Source organism: Alteromonas sp. BMJM2, assembly GCF_027257845.1.
Classification (GTDB): domain Bacteria; phylum Pseudomonadota; class Gammaproteobacteria; order Enterobacterales; family Alteromonadaceae; genus Alteromonas.
On sequence record NZ_JAPVOT010000001.1, the window covers coordinates 197,791 to 219,871 of the forward strand.

17 protein-coding genes are annotated in these 22,081 nt (G+C 45.3%); 14 read left to right on the forward strand and 3 right to left on the reverse strand.

The genetic code is table 11. The annotated features are described in order from the left end of the window. Positions 1-30: 30 nt before the first annotated feature. The 12 genes from O9X84_RS00855 to tilS all read left to right on the forward strand — a co-directional run bounded on the left by O9X84_RS00855 (position 31) and on the right by tilS (position 15,584). Complete coding sequence (locus O9X84_RS00855; protein ID WP_269517602.1) at positions 31-894, forward strand: phosphatidate cytidylyltransferase; 864 nt, start codon at positions 31-33, stop codon at positions 892-894. Then, positions 894-2,081: a 1-deoxy-D-xylulose-5-phosphate reductoisomerase gene (gene ispC / locus O9X84_RS00860; RefSeq protein WP_269517603.1), complete on the forward strand. Its 1,188-nt coding sequence runs from the start codon at positions 894-896 to the stop codon at positions 2,079-2,081. Before O9X84_RS00855 ends, ispC begins: the two co-directional genes overlap by 1 nt. Then, positions 2,075-3,427, forward strand: a complete 1,353-nt coding sequence (gene rseP / locus O9X84_RS00865) for a sigma E protease regulator RseP (protein WP_269517604.1) — start codon at positions 2,075-2,077, stop codon at positions 3,425-3,427. Before ispC ends, rseP begins: the two co-directional genes overlap by 7 nt. Positions 3,428-3,485: 58 nt before the next feature. Next, complete coding sequence (gene bamA, locus O9X84_RS00870) at positions 3,486-5,963, forward strand: outer membrane protein assembly factor BamA (RefSeq protein ID WP_269517605.1); 2,478 nt, start codon at positions 3,486-3,488, stop codon at positions 5,961-5,963. 72 nt (positions 5,964-6,035) lie between these two features. Next, positions 6,036-6,551, forward strand: coding sequence for an OmpH family outer membrane protein (locus O9X84_RS00875; protein ID WP_269517606.1), 516 nt, complete (start codon positions 6,036-6,038; stop codon positions 6,549-6,551). A gap of 171 nt (positions 6,552-6,722) precedes the next feature. Further along, positions 6,723-7,172, forward strand: a complete 450-nt coding sequence (gene fabZ / locus O9X84_RS00880) for a 3-hydroxyacyl-ACP dehydratase FabZ (protein WP_163105216.1) — start codon at positions 6,723-6,725, stop codon at positions 7,170-7,172. A gap of 1 nt (position 7,173) precedes the next feature. Continuing rightward, a complete protein-coding gene (gene lpxA, locus O9X84_RS00885) occupies positions 7,174-7,944 on the forward strand; it encodes an acyl-ACP--UDP-N-acetylglucosamine O-acyltransferase (RefSeq protein ID WP_269517609.1) in 771 nt (256 codons plus the stop codon). A 2-nt stretch (positions 7,945-7,946) separates the two neighbouring features. Continuing rightward, positions 7,947-9,095, forward strand: a complete 1,149-nt coding sequence (gene lpxB / locus O9X84_RS00890) for a lipid-A-disaccharide synthase (RefSeq protein ID WP_269517610.1) — start codon at positions 7,947-7,949, stop codon at positions 9,093-9,095. Further along, positions 9,088-9,663 (forward strand): ribonuclease HII, encoded by a 576-nt coding sequence (gene rnhB / locus O9X84_RS00895; RefSeq protein WP_269517611.1) that lies wholly within the window; start codon positions 9,088-9,090, stop codon positions 9,661-9,663. The genes lpxB and rnhB overlap by 8 nt, the downstream gene beginning before the upstream one ends. A 78-nt stretch (positions 9,664-9,741) precedes the next feature. After that, positions 9,742-13,206, forward strand: coding sequence for a DNA polymerase III subunit alpha (gene dnaE / locus O9X84_RS00900; protein WP_269517612.1), 3,465 nt, complete (start codon positions 9,742-9,744; stop codon positions 13,204-13,206). 68 nt (positions 13,207-13,274) lie between these two features. Next, on the forward strand, positions 13,275-14,231 hold the full coding sequence (accA, locus tag O9X84_RS00905; RefSeq protein ID WP_269517613.1) for an acetyl-CoA carboxylase carboxyl transferase subunit alpha: 957 nt from the start codon (positions 13,275-13,277) through the stop codon (positions 14,229-14,231). An 18-nt stretch (positions 14,232-14,249) separates the two neighbouring features. After that, positions 14,250-15,584: a tRNA lysidine(34) synthetase TilS gene (tilS, locus tag O9X84_RS00910; RefSeq protein WP_269517614.1), complete on the forward strand. Its 1,335-nt coding sequence runs from the start codon at positions 14,250-14,252 to the stop codon at positions 15,582-15,584. Between the two features lie 115 nt (positions 15,585-15,699). Here tilS and O9X84_RS00915 read toward each other — a convergent pair whose 3' ends face one another. Continuing rightward, positions 15,700-16,599, reverse strand: a complete 900-nt coding sequence (locus O9X84_RS00915) for a GGDEF domain-containing protein (protein ID WP_269517615.1) — start codon at positions 16,597-16,599, stop codon at positions 15,700-15,702. A gap of 355 nt (positions 16,600-16,954) precedes the next feature. Between O9X84_RS00915 and O9X84_RS00920 the strand changes: the two genes are divergently transcribed. Further along, positions 16,955-18,919: a cation:proton antiporter domain-containing protein gene (locus O9X84_RS00920; RefSeq protein WP_269517616.1), complete on the forward strand. Its 1,965-nt coding sequence runs from the start codon at positions 16,955-16,957 to the stop codon at positions 18,917-18,919. Positions 18,920-18,952: 33 nt separating this feature from the next. On the opposite strand, the gene O9X84_RS00925 is transcribed toward O9X84_RS00920, so the two are convergent. Beyond that, positions 18,953-19,186 carry a hypothetical protein gene (locus O9X84_RS00925; RefSeq protein WP_269517617.1) on the reverse strand — a complete coding sequence of 78 codons (234 nt, stop codon included), beginning with the start codon at positions 19,184-19,186 and terminating at the stop codon, positions 18,953-18,955. A gap of 341 nt (positions 19,187-19,527) precedes the next feature. On the opposite strand from O9X84_RS00925, the gene tadA reads away from it, so the two are divergent. After that, entirely contained in the window at positions 19,528-20,085 is a 558-nt protein-coding gene (gene tadA, locus O9X84_RS00930; protein WP_269517618.1) for a tRNA adenosine(34) deaminase TadA, read from the forward strand. Positions 20,086-20,587: 502 nt separating this feature from the next. Here the strand turns inward: tadA and mltF are convergent. Beyond that, complete coding sequence (mltF, locus tag O9X84_RS00935; RefSeq protein ID WP_269517619.1) at positions 20,588-21,970, reverse strand: membrane-bound lytic murein transglycosylase MltF; 1,383 nt, start codon at positions 21,968-21,970, stop codon at positions 20,588-20,590. Between the last annotated feature and the right edge of the window lie 111 nt (positions 21,971-22,081).

The window sequence follows — 22,081 nt, forward strand, 5'->3', positions numbered from 1 at the left end:
CGTCCTGAATATGAAAGCCAAGGGCAAATTATGCTAAAACAACGAATAATAACCGCATTAATTCTTGCGCCACTTGCACTGTATGCCATTCTATTCTTACCAATATTCTGGTTTGAGATTGCTATAGCTGGCGTTGTAGGTATCGGCGCTTACGAGTGGGCAGCCATGGCGGGTGTCTGTGAAAGACCTAAAAAACTGCTGTTTATGGCAGGTGCATTCACTATTTGTATTGCGCTTTCGTTTATTGTTGATGCCAGTGTAATCTGGTACCAAGGCCAGCTACACGGCCTATATACCGGTATTCTCAGCGTAGCCGTTGTATGGTGGCTTGCGTCATTGGCAATGGTGCTTGCCTATCCAAAGTATTCTAAATTTTGGCGCGACAGCAGGGTGGTGCGAACGGTATTTGGTTTACTTACTCTTATTCCTACATGGGTTGCGGTTATCGCGCTTCGTACAAGTTTGCATGATGTAGACCCTTTCTATGGCGCCTCACTTATCTTTTATGTATTGGGTATTGTATGGGCCGCTGACATTGGCGCGTTTTTTGTGGGCGTTAAGTTTGGCCGCCATAAGCTGCGTCCTAATGTATCACCGGGTAAAAGCTTAGAAGGCTTATTAGGTGGTATTGCTGCGTCGTTTGCTATTATCGCCTTTGCCGCACTGCATTACCAAGTTGAACCGTCGCGTATCTGGCTTCATCTTGCAATCGGCGGAATTACGGTGGCAGTATCAGCGTTAGGCGATCTTAACGAGAGCATGCTAAAGCGTTGTGCAGGCATTAAAGACAGTGGCAAGATTTTACCCGGGCATGGTGGAGTCTTAGACCGCATTGACAGCTTAACGGCTGCGTTTCCTGTTTTCGCGTTTTGCTATGTTACTTGGATGGCGTAATGGAGACGGTAACGGTATTAGGGGCCACAGGCTCCATTGGTTGCAATACACTTGATGTTATCAACCGCCACCCAGACAAATATCGCATTTTTGCTATCACCGGCAACACGCAGTTATCTTTGCTTATGGAGCAGGCGAATAAATGCTCGCCCCGTTACGTGGTCATTGCTGACCCTGCAAATTACGACGATGCTTTACATCTAGCTAAGCTACATAATGTTGAAGCAGAAGTTCTATGCGGCCAGCAGGCCTTAGAAGATGTTTCAAGCGCGCCAGAAGTAGATGCTGTGATGGCGGCAATTGTTGGTGCTGCAGGTTTGTTGCCCACCATGGCCGCAGTAAAAGCGGGAAAGCGCGTATTGCTTGCCAATAAAGAAGCATTGGTTATGTCCGGTGCGCTCTTTATCGATGCGGCGAATAAAAGCGGCGCGCAAATTCTGCCTATTGATAGTGAACACAACGCTATTTTCCAATGCCTACCCCATGATTATACTTACGGCGATTTAGCGGGCTCCGGTATTGCAAAAATATTGCTTACTGGCTCTGGCGGACCGTTTAGAGAGAGAGCGTTAGACTCCTTTGGTAGCATTACTATCGATGAGGCTGCAACTCACCCTAATTGGTCCATGGGCAGAAAGATTACTATCGATTCAGCCACCATGATGAATAAGGGGCTTGAGTTTATTGAGGTATGCTGGCTATTCGGTGTCAATGCCAGCGATATTGATGTTGTAATTCACCCGCAAAGCATTATTCACTCAATGGTGCAGTACGTTGATGGTTCGGTTATTGCCCAAATGGGGAATCCGGATATGCGCACGCCCATTGCTTATGGCTTAGCACATCCCCAGCGAATTGACGCTGGCGTCAAGCCGCTAGATTTCAAAAGCTTAGCCGACTTCAGCTTCCACACGCCGTGCTTTGAACGATATCCAAATTTGAAGTTGGCAATAGACGCTTGTCAAGAGGGGCAGTGTGCAACGACCAGCTTAAATGCTGCCAATGAAGTTGCAGTAGCGCACTTCCTAGAGGGGCAAATTGCTTTTTGTGATATTGCAAAAGTCAACGAGGCGACACTCAATGCGCTGTCTATGGTGGATATGACGTCTATTCAGCAGATATTGGAGCAAGACGCATTGGCTAGAACCAAAGCGAACGAATTAATTCGAGGTAAATTTCAGTGCTAGCATTTTTTTGGAGTCTAGGTGCATTCATTCTTGCTCTCGGTATTCTTGTTGCCGTTCACGAATGGGGTCACTTTTATGTGGCGCGAAAATGTGGAGTGCAGGTAGAGCGTTTTTCCATAGGCTTTGGCAAGCCGATTTGGCGCAAGTTGAGTAAGTCAGGTACAGAATATGTGATTGCCATGATCCCACTTGGCGGATACGTGCGAATGCTTGATGGACGAATTGACGATATCCCACCTGAACTCGAGAATAAAGCCTTTAACAACAAAACCGTATTGCAACGTATGGCGATAATTGCTGCGGGCCCAGGCGTTAATTTTATATTTGCGTTTTTTGCGCTCTGGCTAATGTACATAGTAGGTCTAGAGACGGTTAAGCCAGTAGTTAAAGCGGTAGAGCCTGACAGTATTGCCTACGTGGCAGGTGTGCAACCTGGCGATGAAATTATCAATATTGATGGGCGAAACACGCCAGACTGGGAAGCCGTTAACTTAGAGTTAGTGTCAAATATTGGCGGTGACAATACCCTAGTGACGGTTAGAAATTCATCAAACACTGAAAAAGAACTCACATTTACATTGGATACTTGGAACTTTGACCCAGATATCGAGTCTCCTTTAAGCAGCTTAGGATTGACGCCATTTCGCCCAAATCCAACTTTAACCGTTGGTTTTGTAGGCGATGATAGTGCAGCGAAGGAAGCGGGGCTTTTGCCTGGTGATAAAATCGTTGCACTTAATGGTAATAAGCTTGCATCGTGGAATGCGTTAGTTGATGAAGTTGTTGAAAGTCCTGGAGAGGTTATATCTCTTGCTATTGAACGGGATGGACAGCAACAGATGCTTCGTGCCACGATAGCGCGCCGTGATACACCACAAGGGCAAAGTGGGTATCTTGGCGTGAGCCCAACGTTTGAGTCTTGGCCACAGGGGTATGTGTTTACGCATCAATATGGCATTATAGAGGCTATTGGGACAGCGCTAGATAAAACATGGCGCTTAATGACACTCAGTGTCGAAATGATAGGCAAATTACTCACTGGCGATGTGTCAGTTAAAAATTTGAGCGGGCCTATCTCAATTGCTCAAGGGGCAGGTACAAGCGCTGGTTATGGGCTTGCATACTTCTTGAGTTTTTTAGCCTTAATAAGCGTAAATTTAGGCATTATAAATTTATTACCCCTGCCCATGCTTGATGGTGGTCATTTGATGTTTTTCATCGTTGAATGGATCACTGGCAAGCCTGTGCCCGAAGCGGTGCAAGAATGGGGTTACCGAATAGGTGGCGTGCTTCTGTTTATGATTATGGGTATCGCTATTTTTAACGATATTGCTCGCATAACCTGATGAATATCAGGAAGTACAAAACAGCAAATATGAAACGCGGCCAGGAAAAGAAAAATAGATGAAGTTAAAACAGTTAGTAGCAGCCGGAGTTATTCTTTCCAGTGCTAGCTTTGCCAATGCTGCGGCGCAAAACAGTGAATTCGTAGTACAAGACATTCGTGTTGAAGGTTTACAACGTGTAGCACTTGGTGCGGCGTTAACTTACTTGCCTGTGCAAGTAGGTGATGAGCTAAATACATTCCGTGTAACTCAGCTTATCCGTTCGTTATATTCTTCAACTCACTTTGAAAACGTTGAGATATTGAGGGATGGCAACACACTCGTTGTGCGCGTGTCTGAGCGTCCAACCATCAGTAATATCATTTTTGAAGACAATGACGACATCAAAGATGAGCAGCTGCAAGAAAGCTTAGATGGAAATGGCGTAAGGATTGGTGAACCCCTAGACAAAACCGTATTAACCTCTATTGAGAATGGTCTTAAGGATTTCTTCTACAGTATCGGTAAATATAACGCTGATGTTACCGCCATTGTTACGCCTCTACCGCGTAATCGTGTGGATCTTAAACTTCTTTTCGAAGAAGGGGACGCAGCGGAAATAGAACAAATTAACATTGTTGGAAACGAGCTGTTTTCAGATGAGGAGTTGATGGAGTCGTTTGAACTTCAATACGACACCCCCTGGTGGGATTTCTTATCTGAAACCCGTTATCAGCAGCAAACGCTGCAAGGCGATATGGAATCGTTGCGCAACCACTACCTCGACCGTGGTTACCTGCGCTTCAATGTAGATTCAACGCAGGTGTCTATGACACCAGAAAAAAGCGGTATCTACGTGGCCATGAACGTGTCTGAAGGTGAGCAATACACCATTTCAGAAGTAGAGCTTGTGGGTGATGTTCTCGGACACGAAGAATATATTGAACGTGTACTGCCGTTAACACCTGGTGAGCTTTATAACCAAGGTGAAGTGACTTACACAGAAGAATTCATCAGCAAATATCTTGGCCGATTTGGCTATGCCTATCCAACGGTAACTACCGTGCCTGATATTAACGATGAAGACAAAACGGTGAAACTGACATTGTCTGTCGACCCGGGCAAGCGCATCTACGTTAACCGAATTAAATTTAACGGAAACGTAGTTACCGCCGATGACGTACTGCGTCAAAACGTCAGTCAGATGGAAGGCACGTGGTTGTCAAATAGCCAGCTCGAGGTGTCAAAAAGCCAGCTATCTCGTCTTACCTACATGGAAAATGTAGAATTTGAAACAGTGCGAATTCCTGGCTCGGAAGATAAAGTAGACGTTAACTTCAACGTTAAAGAGCAGCCTTCTGGCTCATTTAACGCAGGTATTGGTTATGGCGACAGAACGAAGTTGAGTCTGCAAGCGGGTATACAGCAGGATAACTTCCTAGGTACCGGTAAGCGAGTAGGACTTAACCTAAGTACGGTTTCTTATCAGAAATCAGCGCAAATAACCTATAACGACCCTTACTTCACTATCGACGGTATCAGTTTAGGTGGAAGTATTGGTTACAGCGAATTTGATGGTTCAGACTTTAACGTTATCCAGTATAACTCGAAGCGCTGGTCTGTTGGCGCCAACATTGGTTACCCGATAAATGAAGTTAATCGTATTAACTTTGGTCTAACCTATAGCAATGTAGAATTATTTAACCGTGGTTTCTACGAGCAGACAGAACGCTTCTACAATCAGTTCCCAGACGGAAACGATCCTGATGCAGCGGTAAAATATGACAGCTACCTTGCGAGTGTGAGTTGGAGCAGAGTTACCCTAAACCGTGGCTTGTTCCCAACGGCAGGTTCATCGCAACGCGCCTCGTTTAGTGCTACAACGCCTAACTCTGATGTAACATATTTTAAATCTGTATTTGATGGTAAGTGGTATTTTCCACTGTCGCGTAATAATCGTTGGTCTTTCCTAGCTCGAGTTCGCTTAGGGTACGGAAACGGCTATGGCGACATAAACGGCAATGAACAAATTCTTCCGTTTACAGAAAACTTTACCGCGGGTGGTGCAGACTCACTACGAGGGTTTGAAAATAACACCGTTGGTCCTAGAGGTTTACTGGTATCGTCACCTGGTAATATAATTGGTCCAGACGGCGAAGCTTTTCCAACGGATCCAGCTGATGCTGTTATTTCGTGGTCTAGACAAAGTTTAGGTGGGAATGCAATGGCTCTCGGCGGTATTGAGCTTATCGTTCCAACACCGTTTGTTGAAGCTGACATGGACAACTCGGTAAGAACAAGTTTGTTTGTGGATGTGGGTAACGTATGGGATACTGAATTTGATTACGAACGATTCAGACAGTTAAATGTTAACCCGCAACAGCGCGGTGAGCTATTGGACTATTCAGACTGGACTCTGTATCGTAGTTCGGCAGGCCTATCGGTTCAGTGGGTTTCACCCATGGGACCAATGGTATTCAGCTTCTCTAGAATGATCCAAGAGCGTGACGGTGATGATGCGAGATTCTTCACTTTCAACATTGGTCAAACTTTTTAGATAGTTTTTAATTAGAAAAGCGGGCTCGCACTTCGTGTGTCCCAAACAAGAAGATACAAAAAGGAGTTCCCTTTGAAACAGTTGGTTAAACATATCGTTGCAGGTGCAATGCTAAGTAGTGCACTAGTTAGTACGTCAGTAATGGCAGAGCAGAAAATGGCCGTGGTAGACGTGCAAGGTATTTTCCAAGCTATGCCTCAGGCTGCAGAGTTGCAAAACGCAATTCAATTAGAGTTTAAAGATCAAATTGAAGAAGTTAATCAGCTTCAACGTGACGGTCAGTTCTACGCAGAACGCCTTCAGCGCGATGCAGCAACAATGAGCGACTCAGAGAAAAAAGAACTAGAACAAAAGATCTTATCTGTTCGTGAAGAGTTGTCTCAAAAAGGCCAGCCTCTTCAGCAAAACATTCAGCGTCGCAGTAACGAAGAGCGTAACAAGCTGCTAGGTCTTATAAAACAAGCAATTGATACAGTAGCGGCGAAACAAGGTTATGACCTTGTGCTTAACGCTGGTGCGGTTGCCTTCGCTAAAGAAGACCACGACCTATCTGAGAAAGTTTTAGAACAGGTTAGCAAAGCTAACTAAAACATTGCCAAGGCTGGTAGTGTGCAACAATTTATCAGACCAACAACCGAAAGGTGTTGGTCTGATTTGTTTTTTGCGTTTAACAGCGTATGGTTGCCGCCGAATTTAGTTTTACGGCGAGTTTGACCATAAATCAGTTGCTAGGTCATGCTTGATTACAGGAGAAAGTTCTTGACCAATTCACTTAATACCATCGAAATACAGGAAATAATGGCATTATTGCCACATCGTTATCCTTTTCTGTTAGTCGATCGCGTCACCGATTACGTTCTTGGTGAGTCAATCAAAGCGTATAAAAATATAACGATTAACGAACCGTGTTTTACCGGTCATTTTCCAGGCCAGCCAATTTTTCCAGGCGTGCTTATTCTTGAAGCGATGGCGCAGGCGGCAGGTGTACTTGGTTTTAAAACCATGGGCAAAAATGACAGTCTATACTTGTATGCAGGAATTGATAACGCCCGCTTCAAGCGCCCGGTAGTGCCTGGTGATAAGTTAGACTTTGATGTGGCGTTAGTGAAAGAACGAAGAGGGATCTGGAAATTTAAAGGTACTGCAACCGTCGACGGCGATTTAGTATGCAGTGCAGAATTTATGTGTGCGATGAGAGAGATAGCATAACGTGATCCATCCTACTGCGGTAATTTCAGAGAGCGCTACCATTGGTGAAAATGTCACTATTGGTCCATTTTGTGTGGTCGACGATAATGTAACTATTGGCGATGGTTGCATCTTGAAGTCACACGTAGTTGTTCGTGGTACAACGCGAATAGGCAAAAATAACAAGTTCTTTCAGTTTTCATCTATTGGCGAAGACTGCCAAGATAAGAAGTATGCAGGTGAGCCCACCGAACTCATCATTGGCGACGACAACGAATTTCGTGAAGGTGTTACCGTTCATCGCGGTACCGTGCAAGACGAAGGCGTAACCATTATCGGCTCTCGCGGCTTGTTTATGGTTAACGCCCACATTGCCCACGACTGCGTGCTCGGCGACGACATCATTGTTGCTAATAACTGTGCTATTGCAGGCCATGTTCACATCGATGATTTTGTTATTGTTGGTGGTGCAGTGGGTATTCACCAATTTTGTAAAATAGGCGCTCATGCCTTTTTAGGTGCTGGTGGCATTATTTTAAGAGACGTCCCGCCGTTTGTTATGGTGAGCGGTCACAAAAATATTCCTCAAGGCATTAATTCGGAAGGCCTTAAGCGCAGAGGCTTCGATAAAGACGAAGTACTTGCGATAAAGCGCGCATACAAAGTCATTTATCGTGCTGGCAATACTATTGAAGAGGCCATCGACGCGCTAGAAGCACCCGCTAACGATCACGATGGTGTAGCGCGCATGGTAGAGTTTCTTCGCCATGCTGAGCGGGGCATAATCCGATAGTCATGAAAACGCCATTACGAATTGGCATGGTTGCCGGAGAGCCTTCCGGTGATGTACTAGCCGCTGGAGTGGTCGCTGAACTAAAGCGCCAATACCCCGATGCAGTTATAGAGGGTATTGGTGGCCCTAATATGCAGGCCCAAGGTTTTAATACATTATTTGACATGGAAACGTTGTCGGTAATGGGCCTTGTCGAAGTATTGTCCCATCTTCCTGCCATCCTAAAAGTTAAAAAGGAGCTGCTCGCCCACTTTGAACAGAACCCCCCAGACATATTTATAGGTATAGACGCCCCCGATTTTAATTTGCGTGTGGAAAAGACGCTTAAACAGCGGGGTATAAAAACCCTTCACTATGTCAGTCCAACCGTGTGGGCATGGCGAGAGAAGCGTATTCACAAAATCGCGAATGCAGCGAGCCGTGTATTGGGTTTGTTTCCATTTGAGCAAAAGGTATACGATAAATACCAGGTGCCCTATACGTTTGTGGGTCACACTATGGCGGATACTATCGCTTTAGTGCCGGATCAGTCTCTAGCCAGAACTACCTTAGACCTTGCTGCTGACAAGCCTGTTTTGGCGGTGTTGCCAGGCTCTCGTCGAGGTGAAGTGGATACCTTACTGCCCGTTTTCTTGGACACTATGGTAGCTATCCACAAAAAGCGCTCTGATATCCAGTTTGTTATCCCTGCTGCTAATGAACATCGCTTAGAACAAATTAAAGCGTTTTTAGCGCAGGCTGACAATGCTCAAGCGCGACTCCCTATCCACATCACGACAGGTACTGCCCGTGATGCCATGATTGCCAGTGATGTCATACTCTTGGCCTCTGGCACAGCAACCTTAGAAGCCATGCTGTGTAAGCGGCCCATGGTTGTTGCGTATAAACTGGCTCCGCTTACCTACAAAATTATGCAGCGCATTTACAAAGCGCCGTATTTTGCGCTACCTAACTTACTTGCTAACGATGCAATTGTTCCAGAATTACTTCAAGAGGACGTAAACGCTGAGAATATGAGCAATCAATTATTAGGTTTCTTTGAAAGTGACAATTCTGCACTTATTTCCCGTTTCACCGAACTCCACCATACGCTAAAATGTGACGCTGATAAAACAGCTGCAAGAGCGGTAGTGGAGGAGTTACTTGGATAAATTAATAGCCGGTGTAGATGAAGTAGGTCGCGGACCTCTCGTTGGTGATGTGGTAACCGCTGCCGTTATCTTAGACCCGTCAAACCCTATTGAAGGGCTAAACGATTCAAAAAAGCTCAGCGAAAAAAAACGCATTGTATTAGCTCAAGAAATTCGAGAGAAGGCACTGTATTGGAATATAGGTCGTGCTAATCCAGCTGAAATCGACAAGTTAAATATACTGCACGCAACCATGTTAGCGATGGTGCGAGCTGTGGAAGGACTTCCCGTTACACCTGATTTTGTGCGCGTTGATGGCAATCGGTTGCCTGCATGGAATTACCCATCACAAGCGGTTGTGAAAGGTGATAGCCTACATCAAGAAATATCCGCGGCGTCGATTATTGCAAAAGTCGAGCGTGACAATGATATGTTGGCTCTACACGAGGCTTTTCCTCAATACAACTTTGCAAGTCACAAAGGTTATCCTACTAAAGCACATTTTGCGGCACTGGCCGAGTTTGGTGTGCTAGATTGCTATCGCAAAAGTTTTAAGCCGGTAAAGGCGTTGCTAACAAATAATAATTAAAAAACTGCTAACGCACAGTAATTAACAATGCTGCTAGCGCAAGATGCCTCGCAAAAATTAAAAAAGAGAAATAACATCATGTCTTCGCCATTTATTCATTTACGGGTCCACAGTGATTATTCAATGATGGATGGGCTTAACAAGGTTAAGCCCATTTTGAGTAAAGTAGCTGAGCTTGAAATGCCTGCTGTTGCTATCACCGACCAGATGAATATGTGCGGCCTAGTGAAGTTCTATTCTGAAGCGCATTCGAAGGGTATCAAGCCCATCATTGGCACTGACTTTTGGGTAACGAATGAGGTATTTGGCGACGAACCGTTCAGGCTAACCCTATTAGCGATGAACAATGAGGGATATAAGAACATGACCGTGCTTATATCCAAAGCCTATTTAAGAGGTCACCTAGCTCATCGCGCGGTTATCGACCAGTCTTGGCTTGCTGAGCACAGTGAAGGGCTTATCGTGCTTTCTGGTGGTTTACACGGCGATGTTGGCGTGGGGCTAACCAAAAATAATACGAAAATTCTCGATGCTTCAATCGAGTTTTATAAAACTAATTTTAAAGACCGCTTTTACTTAGAGCTTGTTCGCACTGGACGGGTGGGAGAAGAAGACTACCTTCACCGTGCAGTAGAATTTGCTCATCAGCAAGACTTACCCGTGGTAGCGACCAACGAAGTTTGCTTTATTGATAGAGAAGGCTTCGAAGCCCATGAAATTCGCGTGTGTATTCACGATGGGTATACCCTTGACGACACCCGTCGCCCAAAGCGCTACAGCGAGCAGCAGTACCTGCGAACTGCCGAAGAAATGGTAGACTTGTTCAGCGATATTCCAGAAGCCATAGAAAACACCGTTGAAATAGCGAAGCGATGCAATGTTACCGTTCGTTTAAATGAGTACTTCTTACCTCAGTTTCCTACGGGTGGCATGACCACCGAAGACTTTTTGGTCAAAGTATCAGAGGAAGGCCTTGAAGACAGGCTTGAGTTTTTATTTCCAGATGAAAATGAACGCAAGGAAAAACGCCCAGAATACGATGACCGACTTCGAATAGAGCTCGAAGTTATCAATCAAATGGGATTCCCGGGTTACTTCCTTATCGTGATGGAATTCATCCAATGGAGTAAAGATAACGGTATACCCGTTGGGCCTGGGCGTGGTTCAGGTGCGGGTTCATTAGTGGCTTATGCGTTAAAAATTACTGATCTCGACCCCCTTGAATTCGATTTACTTTTCGAGCGATTTTTGAACCCTGAACGTGTATCTATGCCCGATTTTGACGTGGACTTCTGCATGGATAGACGGGATGAGGTTATCGATCACGTTGCCGAGCTTTACGGTCGCCAAGCGGTATCGCAAATTATTACCTTTGGTACGATGGCAGCGAAGGCCGTTGTACGTGATGTGGGAAGGGTACTAGGACATCCATACGGCTTCGTAGATAGAATTTCAAAGCTTATCCCGCCAGACCCAGGAATGACTCTTGAAAAAGCATTCAAAGCAGAACCGCAGCTTCCTCAAGTATACGAGCAAGACGAAGAGGTAAAAGACCTCATTGATATGGCGCGTATTTTGGAAGGTGTTACCCGTAACGCAGGAAAACACGCCGGTGGTGTGGTTATTGCGCCCACCACTATTACCGACTTTTCACCATTGTACTGTGATGACGAAGGGAATAACCCAGTCACCCAGTTTGATAAAAACGATGTTGAAACCGCGGGACTGGTTAAGTTTGACTTCTTGGGACTGAGAACGCTGACCATCATTCAGTGGGCTATTGATATGGTCAAAGAAGGCAAAAATATCGATATAGACATTTCTGCTATTCCTCTTGCAGATGCCAAAAGCTTTCGCACGCTTCAAAATGCTGAAACTACCGCGGTTTTCCAGCTCGAATCTCGGGGTATGAAAGAGCTAATCAAGCGTCTTAGACCCGACAGCTTCGAAGATATCATTGCATTGGTGGCATTATTTCGCCCAGGTCCACTGCAGTCGGGCATGGTAGATAACTTTATCGACCGTAAGCACGGTAGGGAAGCGATTTCCTATCCGGATAAAGATTATCAGCACGAGTGCTTAGAAGTTATTCTAGAACCTACCTACGGTATTATCTTGTACCAAGAACAGGTTATGCAGATTGCCCAAGAGATGGCGGGCTACTCACTTGGTGGCGCCGACTTACTGCGTCGTGCAATGGGTAAGAAAAAGCCAGAGGAGATGGCTAAGCAGCGCGGCGCGTTTGCTGAAGGGGCTAAGGGTAATAACATTGACCCTGATTTGGCCATGAAAATCTTCGACTTGGTGGAAAAGTTTGCAGGTTATGGTTTTAACAAATCACACTCTGCGGCGTATGCATTGGTGTCATACCAAACGCTGTGGCTAAAAGTACATTATCCTGCTGAATTTATGGCCGCGGTAATGTCTGCGGATATGGATAACACCGATAAAATTGTTACCCTGGTAGACGAATGCGAGCGCATGGGCATTGAGATCCTGCCCCCAGACTTAAACGCCGGTAAATATAAATTCACCGTTGATAGTAAAGGGCGCATTGTCTATGGCATTGGCTCTATAAAAGGGGTTGGTGAGGGCCCAATTGAGGCCATCATTGAAGCCCGAGATACTCACGGTGAATTTAAAGATCTTTTCGAGTTTTGCGCAAAAATCGACACCAAGCGAGTCAATAAGCGGGTGCTAGAGAAGTTGGTATTAGCTGGCGCTATGGATAATTTAGGTCCACATCGAGCTACACTAATGGCTACGCTGCCAGAGGCACTCGCCGCGGCAGGTCAGCACGCGAAAGCTGAGTCATTTGGACAGTCCGATATGTTTGGACTACTGACCACTGAGCCCGATGAAGTAGAGCAGGCCTTTGCCGACGTTCCCGAATGGCCTGAAAAAGTATGGCTAGAAGGTGAAAAAGACACCTTAGGTTTATATTTAACCGGGCACCCCATCAATCAATACGCCGATGAACTTCGCTATTATACCGATGGTCGTCTTGTGGATTTAAAACCAACGAATAAAGATCAAATGTCGAGTGCGGTAGGTCTTGTACTTGGTGTAAGGGTAATGACGAACAAACGAGGACGTCGCTGGGCAATAGTGACACTGGATGATAAGAGTGCCAGAATGGATGTACGTTTTTTCCCCGATACCTATGAACAGTTCGAAAGTGTGCTAGAAACCGATAAAATATTGCTCATAAAGGGACAGGTCAGCTTTGATGATTTCTCTGGGGGCAATACAATCACCGCCCGTGATGTAATGGACATTGTTCAGGCACGAGAGAAAAATGCGAAAGCGCTGGCGTTGAAAGTTGATACCCAGTCGCTTGAAACGAAGAAAATGAGTCAGATGCAATCTATTCTGCAGGCATTCAATGGCGGTAGTTGTCCTGTTCAAATAGAGGTTTCGCACCCCGACGCCGAAGCAACGTTAGCGTGTGGTGTTAAGTGGTATGTAACCCCAGAGGATCAACTCTTGCACGATCTCAAACAATGTTTGGGAGAAAAAGCCGTTTCAATTCTCTACCATTAGAAGGTAGAGTTCGATAGATTGGACATCTCGCGTTTGTATTGACGAGCGTAGATAGAATAGGACATAAAATGAGCATACAGTTTTTGGACTTTGAGCAACCCATAGCCGAATTAGAAGCAAAAATAGAAGAGCTAAGACTGGTTAATCAAGGCGGTGAGTTCGATGTAGGTATTGAAGAAGAGATTAATAAATTACGAGGCAAAAGCGCGGATTTAACGAAAAAAATCTTTTCAGACCTTGGTGCATGGCAAGTTTCTCAACTAGCTCGCCACCCAATGCGTCCATATACGCTGGACTATATTCCGCGTATTTTCACTGAATTCGACGAGTTAGCAGGGGATAGAGCGTTTGCTGATGACAAAGCCATCGTAGGTGGGCCGGCCATGTTAGACGGTCAGCCAATTATGGTTATTGGGCACCAGAAAGGCCGCGATACTAATGAAAAAGTGAGACGCAATTTTGGTATGCCGAAGCCAGAAGGGTACCGCAAAGCGCTACGTTTAATGAAAATGGCAGAGCGTTTTAATTTACCTATCATTACCTTTATTGATACCCCAGGTGCATACCCTGGCGTAGGTGCTGAAGAGCGTGGACAAAGCGAAGCCATTGCAAAGAATCTCTTTGAAATGGCAGAGCTCACTGTGCCCATCATTTGTACTGTTATCGGTGAAGGGGGCTCAGGTGGCGCATTAGCCATTGGCGTGGGCGATAGAGTGAATATGCTTCAATATTCAACCTACTCTGTTATCTCACCTGAAGGGTGTGCTTCTATTTTGTGGAAAAGCGCGGAAAAAGCGCCACTAGCCGCAGAAGCAATGGGTGTCAGCGCCCCGCAAATTAAAGAGCTTGGGCTGATCAACAGTATTGTTGAAGAACCTTTGGGCGGTGCTCACCGAGATCACAAGAGTATGGCTGCCAATTTGAAAGCGGTATTGAAACAGCAGTTGAGTCAACTCAAAGAGTTAGACAAAGACAAACTTCTTGAAGAGCGTTATCAGCGGCTTATGTCGTTTGGCTACTGCTAATTAACAAACGGATAGTGCGTGCCCCCCACAACAACTGAAATAGGCCAGCAGGTAATTAACTCAATTGCTGCTGGTCTCAACGATGCTAACCTTCCTTTACATTCCTCTCTTGTCGTTGCTTTTAGCGGCGGGGTGGACTCATCAGTACTCTTACAATTAGCCTTATTATATCGCGACCAATATCACTGCGAGCTTCATGCAGTGCATATTCATCACGGGCTAAGTGATAATGCCGACGCGTGGTCAAAGCATTGCGACTTACAATGCAGAATAAATGATGTCGTATATCACCAGCAGCGGGTTGTCGTTGATACAAGCTCACGTAAAAGTATTGAAGCGGAGGCAAGAAAGGCGCGTTATCACGCCCTACTAAGTGCTTGCGAGCAAATAGGAGGCGTACTGCTTCTTGGGCAGCATTCAGAAGACCAATTAGAGACAGTACTGCTGCAGTTAAAACGTGGAGCCGGGCCGCAAGGACTTGCCGGTATGGCTGAGTCTCAGTGGCGAGGGAGCACCTTGGTTTTGCGGCCTATGTTGAGCCTCAAAAAGGAGGATATCGTCAGTTTTGCTCAGTGTGAGGCATTGAGCTGGGTTGAAGACGAGTCGAATTTTGAAACCAGTTTCGATAGAAACTTTTTGCGAAATGATATTATTCCTGACTTAGTTGCGCGCTGGCCTGAATTAGCCAAAACGGTAAGCCGCAGTGCGTTGCTATGCGCAGAGCAGTCTCATTTAATCAATGATACTGCCAATCAATTCTTAAATGACTGCCAGTTATCACCGGTTCGTATAAATGGCGATGCTCTGTCAACACTGTCGATACCCTGGCAAAAAGCAGTGATTCGATTGTGGTTTACCCAGCAAGGGCAACTAGCGCCGTCAAAAGCGCAGTTAGATGAACTGCTTTCCATGCTAGGTGCTAAACAAGACGCTACACCGGAAATGTCGTTTAAGTGGGGTAAAGTTGCGCGCTCTAATGGCGATATTTACTGGGTGGTAAAGCCAACAGAAGATATTCCGGCAACGCTAGCACTCAACAATCACGAGACGACTTGCCTAGAGTGGTTGAATATGAGCCTCACCGTGTCTCTTGAAAACAGTGACGAGGCGATTTGTCTTAAAACTGATATGCGACGGCTTAAGGTTAAACCTGAGCAAGCTGGGGTGTCAAAAGAGTTAAAAAATTGGTTTAAGGTATGGCGCGTACCTCGTTGGGAGCGACAGGGCGTACCGGTAATTTTTATTGGCGATACTCCGGTAGCAGTCATTGCCAATAGGGAGTGCCTTTATTTAAGACGTGAAGACAGCAGCGTAAAGGTAGATATACGTATCGAGCACTGCTTAGAGAATTAGCGGCAAGAGTTTGCCGCGTTTTAGTTATAAAAAGAGCAGATTCGCCATTGGCTCAGAGTCGTAAATAAGACAGAGTCCTAATCAAAACCCTAATTAAGCATGCAGGCAACAGTGATTATGCTGCTTGATAATCATCTTTCCCTGAACTTTTTACTTTGTACAGCGCACTATCAGCTCGGTCGAACATGCTGTGCGTCGTATCACCTAAGCGATAGAGTGCGCCGCCTAGGCTACATGAAATGCCTAAATTCACCAAGTAATCGGAACTACCGATACTGGCCTTTATTCGCTCAGCGGCACATGAAAGCTGCTGCTCGGTTTGACAGTCTAAAATGCAGCAAAACTCATCGCCACCATACCTAAAGGGCTCATCTTCATTGCGCAGTACGTTCACTAAACGCGAAGCCACGTGTGCCAACACACGGTCTCCCTCACTGTGCCCAAACGTGTCATTAACCTGCTTAAAGTTATCTAAGTCTAAAACCAACAATGAAAATGGTTCATCTCGGCGCTGTGCCCAGCTACGCTGACGGATCATAGCTTGTTCAAAGGCAATACGATTACCCAGCTCAGTTAAGCCATCTTTTGTGGCCATACTCTTCATGCGTGAATGCGATACGGCATGTTTTACTTGTTTACCAAATAAATCATGAAGTTGAAAAAGTATCTCACGTTGCGACAGCGAAAGAGGTGAACTAATGTAATAGTAAGCGTGCGCTTGTTCTCCACCTTTCGATGCAGAGCCTTGCAGAGGCAAATCAATCAGGGTTGACGAAATTTTTGCATTGCCGTATACCCAGCGGGGGTCAAAATCCGTCAAGCTCAAACCTGTCACTGGCAAAAGAGCGTTCAGCTGTTGGAAATAAAGTGTACCCAACTCTTCAAGCTCAAGTGTAGAAAGTAGTCGATTGATGAATACAGTCAGTTCACTCACAGAAAGACCGTGAGCCTGTGACTCTCTCGGATAAAAACTGCTATGGTGTGTGCTATCGTATACTGACGTTGAAAATTCCACGGCGTACCCTTTTCGCAATATGTTGCATCGGTTGTGTGTCAAATCACTGACACTGGTGCGTATACTGACGCCAAGCATGGGCAAGGACGGCAATATTTATCTTAAATGTTGGCGTGCATCGGGGCTGTTACATCTGCCGAGAGCATTCGTCGAATACATCGGCGAATGCTCTCGGCAGATGTAACACGTGCACGCTAACACGCTATTGATTAAGAACGTTGCAAACTAAGTGCCAATTCTTTTTTGACGCATTGGGGTTTCTTACTAGGCGGCCCTGCCAACTCAGTGGCCTGCCAATTCAGTGGGAGCTGTGACGTAGCATCACTGAATATTTAAAAGAAGTAACGGAGGTAAAGTGGGAGCTGGTTTTTTAAACATAGTGGTTTTAATGTTTATATCGGTGTGTGCGGTTGCTTTATTTAAGCGAGCGCACTTACCACCTATTCTTGCCTACCTCTTTGCAGGCATTCTTGCTGGCCCACAAATATTATCGGTATTTGCTCACCCAGAGCAGATGCATCTGCTGGCCGAAGTGGGCATTGTATTTTTACTGTTCTCTCTAGGGCTTGAATTTTCATTACCTAAATTGCTTGCAATGCGCTCATTAGTTTTTGGGGTTGGCTTGGGGCAGATGTTAATCACCACCGCAGTCTTCACAAGCGTTCCATACTTTTTAGGGTTGCCATTAAGTGCTTCGATCATTGTGGGCGGAACCCTCGCACTAAGCTCGACAGCTATTGTAATAAAGCAAGCCACTGAAATGGGGATCTTAAACAATCGCCGCACTCAGCTAGCAATCAGTATTCTGCTTTTCCAAGACTTAGCCGTTGTCCCTTTTCTTATTGCCATTCCCTTGCTAGCACAAACAGGTGAAGTAAGTATTGGCTTGGCACTAGGTGAGGCATTACTTAAAGGTGTGTTCGTTATCGCCTTTCTTATGTCTGTTGGTAAGTGGGTACTCCCATGGGTATTTAGAGAGGTCGCCAGAACGAGAACCGATGAACTGTTCGTTCTTACCACTATCTTAATCGCTTTATTGGCCGGTGGATTAACCTACTATTTTGGTCTTTCAATGGCGCTAGGGGCTTTTCTAGCCGGAATGATGTTGGGAGAAAGCCAGTATAAATATCAGCTAGAGGCAGATATTCGCCCCTTTAGAGACATTTTGATGGGATTGTTTTTTGTTACCGTTGGCATGCAGCTAGATTTAAGCGTGTTGTGGAGCAATCTATTTGAAATCGTTTTCGGTGTCTTTGCCCTTATGCTGGTGAAGGTGATACTGGTGAGGCTTGCATCGATGCTGGTTAAAACCGACCCCATTGACGGATGGTCGGCTGGCGTGAAACTTTGCCAAATAGGAGAGTTTAGCTTCGTTATTGCCGCGCTAGCCACTACCCATGGTGTACTTTCAACGCAACAATCGTCACTCATTATCAGTATGGGGGTCATTAGCATGGCGTTAACCCCGTGGTTAATGAGTAACAGTGTGCTAATTGCAAAGCGTATTGTGAAAAGTGATTTAACCCTCACCGATGAGGAAACGAGTGTACGCCACGATAGCCTGACTAATCATGTCATTATTTGCGGTTTCGGTCGGGTCGGGCAGTCGGTGGCACGTATGCTGAAAATGGAAGGGATAAAGTTTGTCGCCATAGATATGGACCCTGTACGAGTACAGGAGAGTCGCAATGCAGGAGAGCCAGTAGTTTTTGGAGACGCCAGTCAGAAAGATATTCTGATAAGTACTGCGATTGAAAAGGCCACCTTGGTGTTAGTGACCTTCGATCAAGTAGATAAAGCCAAACAAGTTATTACCCAGGCCCGAACCATTTCCTCTACAGACGTAATGGTGAGAACGAAACGAGACTATCAATTAGAAAGTCTTTACTCTGCTGGAGCAAACCAAGTTGTGCCTGAACTGCAGGAGGGAAGCCTAATGCTAGTCTCTCAGGTGTTGCATTACGCTGGTGTACCTATGTCGAGAATATTGAAGCGGGTAAGAGCAGAGCGAAAAGGCCGTTACGATCACATGCATGGTTTCTACCCAGGTGAAACCACTGAGATAAGTTACGGCACAGAGGATAAGTTGGAGTTTATCCATGCCGTTGTGCTTAGCGAAGGCGCTGCATTTGTGGGTAAACCCTTAAACGATATTGATTTCGCCCGCATGCGGGTAAAAGTGAAGGGACTACGTCGAGAGGGTAACGAAGTGAAAGAGCCAGACGATAATGCCATACTTCAAGCCCACGATGTGCTTATCATTGCAGGAAAACCGCGAAGAGTGGAGCGGGCAGAGCGCAAACTATTAGAGGGCAACTAGCCCTCTTAAAACCTTATTGATGCTAATGCTCAGTTAGGCTACGCGATCTTTTTCTAAATCAGCAAACTGCTTTTTGAGGTCGTATTTTTCGTCGGTAACAATTTTCTCTAATACCGAAATACGCTCTTTTAATTCAGCAATTTCCGATTTGTATGCATCGAATTCCTTGCCGTTAAGTTTTTTCTTGCTCTTATCTTTCGCGCTGTCGATAATACTGACCAGCGCCCATGCACAAATAGCAACAATAGCAATAGCAGTTAAATTCATAGTGGCATCCCTCTCAAATAGCGTTAAAAAAGTGTAGTCGATTACAATAAATTTGTCTTGTCTGGCTGATTTACGCAGCGTATTTACTTAAAATGTATCGTTTAAAGTTAATTTACATAAACTCTTTTTATCTACATAGAAATTATTTGTGTAAAAATATTCTAGCAAGATAATAGTAAGATAAGAGCAAGATTGCTGCCAGAGGTTAAAAGTTTAATTTTAACAATGGTTTAGGTTTTTGGGGCGGGAGTTTCCGCGCATGATATGACGAAAATCACTAACCAATTTAGTGATATTGACGAATGAATCACTGAAATGGTCAATACAAGGTATGCCGTGAAATGACCCCTGACAATACGACTTCTTCTTGTTCAGAGACCAGCGAGCAAGACATAAAGTGGATGAAGCACGCATTGCTACTTGCTGACAAAGCTGAAGCCATTGGCGAAGTACCTGTAGGTGCGTGCGTGGTGGCTAAGGGCGAAGTGATAGGTGAGGGGTGGAACACGCCGATACAAGATCACAACCCCACCGCGCACGCGGAGGTGCATGCGGTGACTCAGGCTGCTAAACATGTGCAAAACTATCGCCTGATAGATGCAACGCTTTACGTTACTTTAGAGCCATGCTCGATGTGCGCGGGCATGTTGGTCCATGCCAGAGTGAAGCGTGTAGTTTTTGGGGCTTGGGATGCAAAAACAGGCGCTGCTGGTTCGGTGATGAATTTGCTGCAGCACCCTGTGCTAAATCATCAATCTGAAATCGTGTCTGGTGTGTTAGCCGATGAATGTGCAAACAAAATTTCGTCATTTTTCCAAAAGCGCAGAAAAGAGATTAAAGCAGCAAAAAAAGCAAAGCGCGCACAGCAATGCGAGAGCCAAGAAACGAAGGAAATATAAACCAAGGCAGTTCAAAGGTGAAATAGCTGAAATCTGAAGCAATTAGGACCAGAAGTAGTGCAAACCCTAGGTCGTCAGAATCAAGAGCCGTCGAAAACAATAACCGTCAAAAGCAGGTGCAGTAAGAAAGGCTCGGAGTCACAACAAGTTCACCACAGAGCAAGCTAATCATAGCTTCTGGTCAATTGGGTGAACATGTCATTGGTGACATAAAGCCTTCTGCGATGTAATACTTTTTGATGACTTTTCTTTATTAACAGTCTGCGTCTGTTGTTATTTCTCAATGTAATTCCTCTTCTCATAAATCTATTTTTTTTCATATACACTCCCTATTCAAACGATGTTGGGAAGCTAGATAACACCAAATTCACAGGCACCTCGATGGTATCTAATTGAATTAGGCTTATGCTTCTAAAATTACGTTATAGAGATGACACTTAAATGACATATTTCAATAGCCAGCGACTTCTGAGTGGGTAATTATTTAGGCAGACTATTGGTATTATATTTTATTTTGTTCATCGAGCCACACCAGACTGTCATAGTAGCGCCGGATATTTTCAACATACTGCATTGCTTCATCACCGCGGGCATAGCCATAGCGAGTAGTTCGATAGTATTTTTTCTGCCTAAGTTGGGGCAATCTGCGTTTTACATCTACCCATAAGTCAGGGTTACCACCCTGACGCTCGGTTAACACCCTTGCATCCTCCAAATGCCCCATTCCTATATTGTACGCAGCCATGGCCATCCATACTCGGTCAGGGTTACCAATTCGCGCGGGTATACGACTCAGTAAGCTAGCAAAATAACGAGAGCCGCCGCGAATGCTTTGTTCGGGGTCAACGCGATCACTTACATCCCAGTCACTTGCAGTATCAAGAGTGAGCATCATCAGTCCTCTAACACCCGTGCGAGATACGGCATTAGGTTCCCAGTGACTCTCTTGATAGCTCATGGCCGCCAGCAGTCGCCAGTCTAAGTCGCCTGAATACCTTTTGAACAAGGGTTGGTATTGTTTAAGGGTAGATTCTGCCGCCTTCTTAAATGCACGGCTGTCAACATAATCAAACTGACGAATATGGCCGAAATACTTGTCTTCCAAAACGGTAAACCAGCCTGATTGATGTACCGTTCCAAAATATTCAATAATTGCCGCTTTCACCGAGTCATCTTGGTTTAGCGGCAAAGCCCACGCCATTGGCATTTCGGTATTCAAGGTTTTTGCCACAGCCAAGCTAGGATAGCGCCTGCGCTGCAAGGCTAGCCGATTGCTGTCGGCCACAGTAAAACTAATTTCTCCTGATGCGACCTGCTGCAGCAACTCCTCTGAATCAGAATCCTCGGTGGTGACAACCTTAGATGACGGTATTTGTGAAGACGATTGGCCAAGAAGCTCATTGAGCACGAATACTTGACTACTTCCCGATACAGCAATGATAGGTGAAGATAACGCTTGTAAATTACGAGGCCTAGTTGTGCCGGCTTTAAATACTAACTGCTGATCCACGAATTGATATGCAGGTCCATAGGCAAAACGCTGTTGCAAATTTGATGTGACGGCATCGCCGGTTGCAACAATGTCGAGGTTTCCTTCTTCTAGCTGCTGCAACATAACTTCATAACTATAAAACGGGTACAAATCGAGCGTTACCCCGAGATAATCAGCGAAGCCGGCCAAAAGTTCGTACTCAAATCCCTGTGGCCCGCTGGCACCATTGTAGAAGGTGCCGGCGCCATATACGGTTCCAACCTTGATAGAATCTCTTTCGAGTAACTGCGATAATGCCGTCGGTACAGAGGGCACCGTGCAGGCAATGGTAACAGCTGAAAGTATCAGTAGTGCGTAAAGTCGAAATTGCTTTTTATAGCGTTGTAACTGCATAGCGCTTTTCTTATTTGTGTTAGTTAAAAAATTTCAAAAAAATGTCACGTAAGGTCGTATTGAGGTTACCAAATGAGCATAATTGCTCTATAATCCGCGCCGAATTACTCA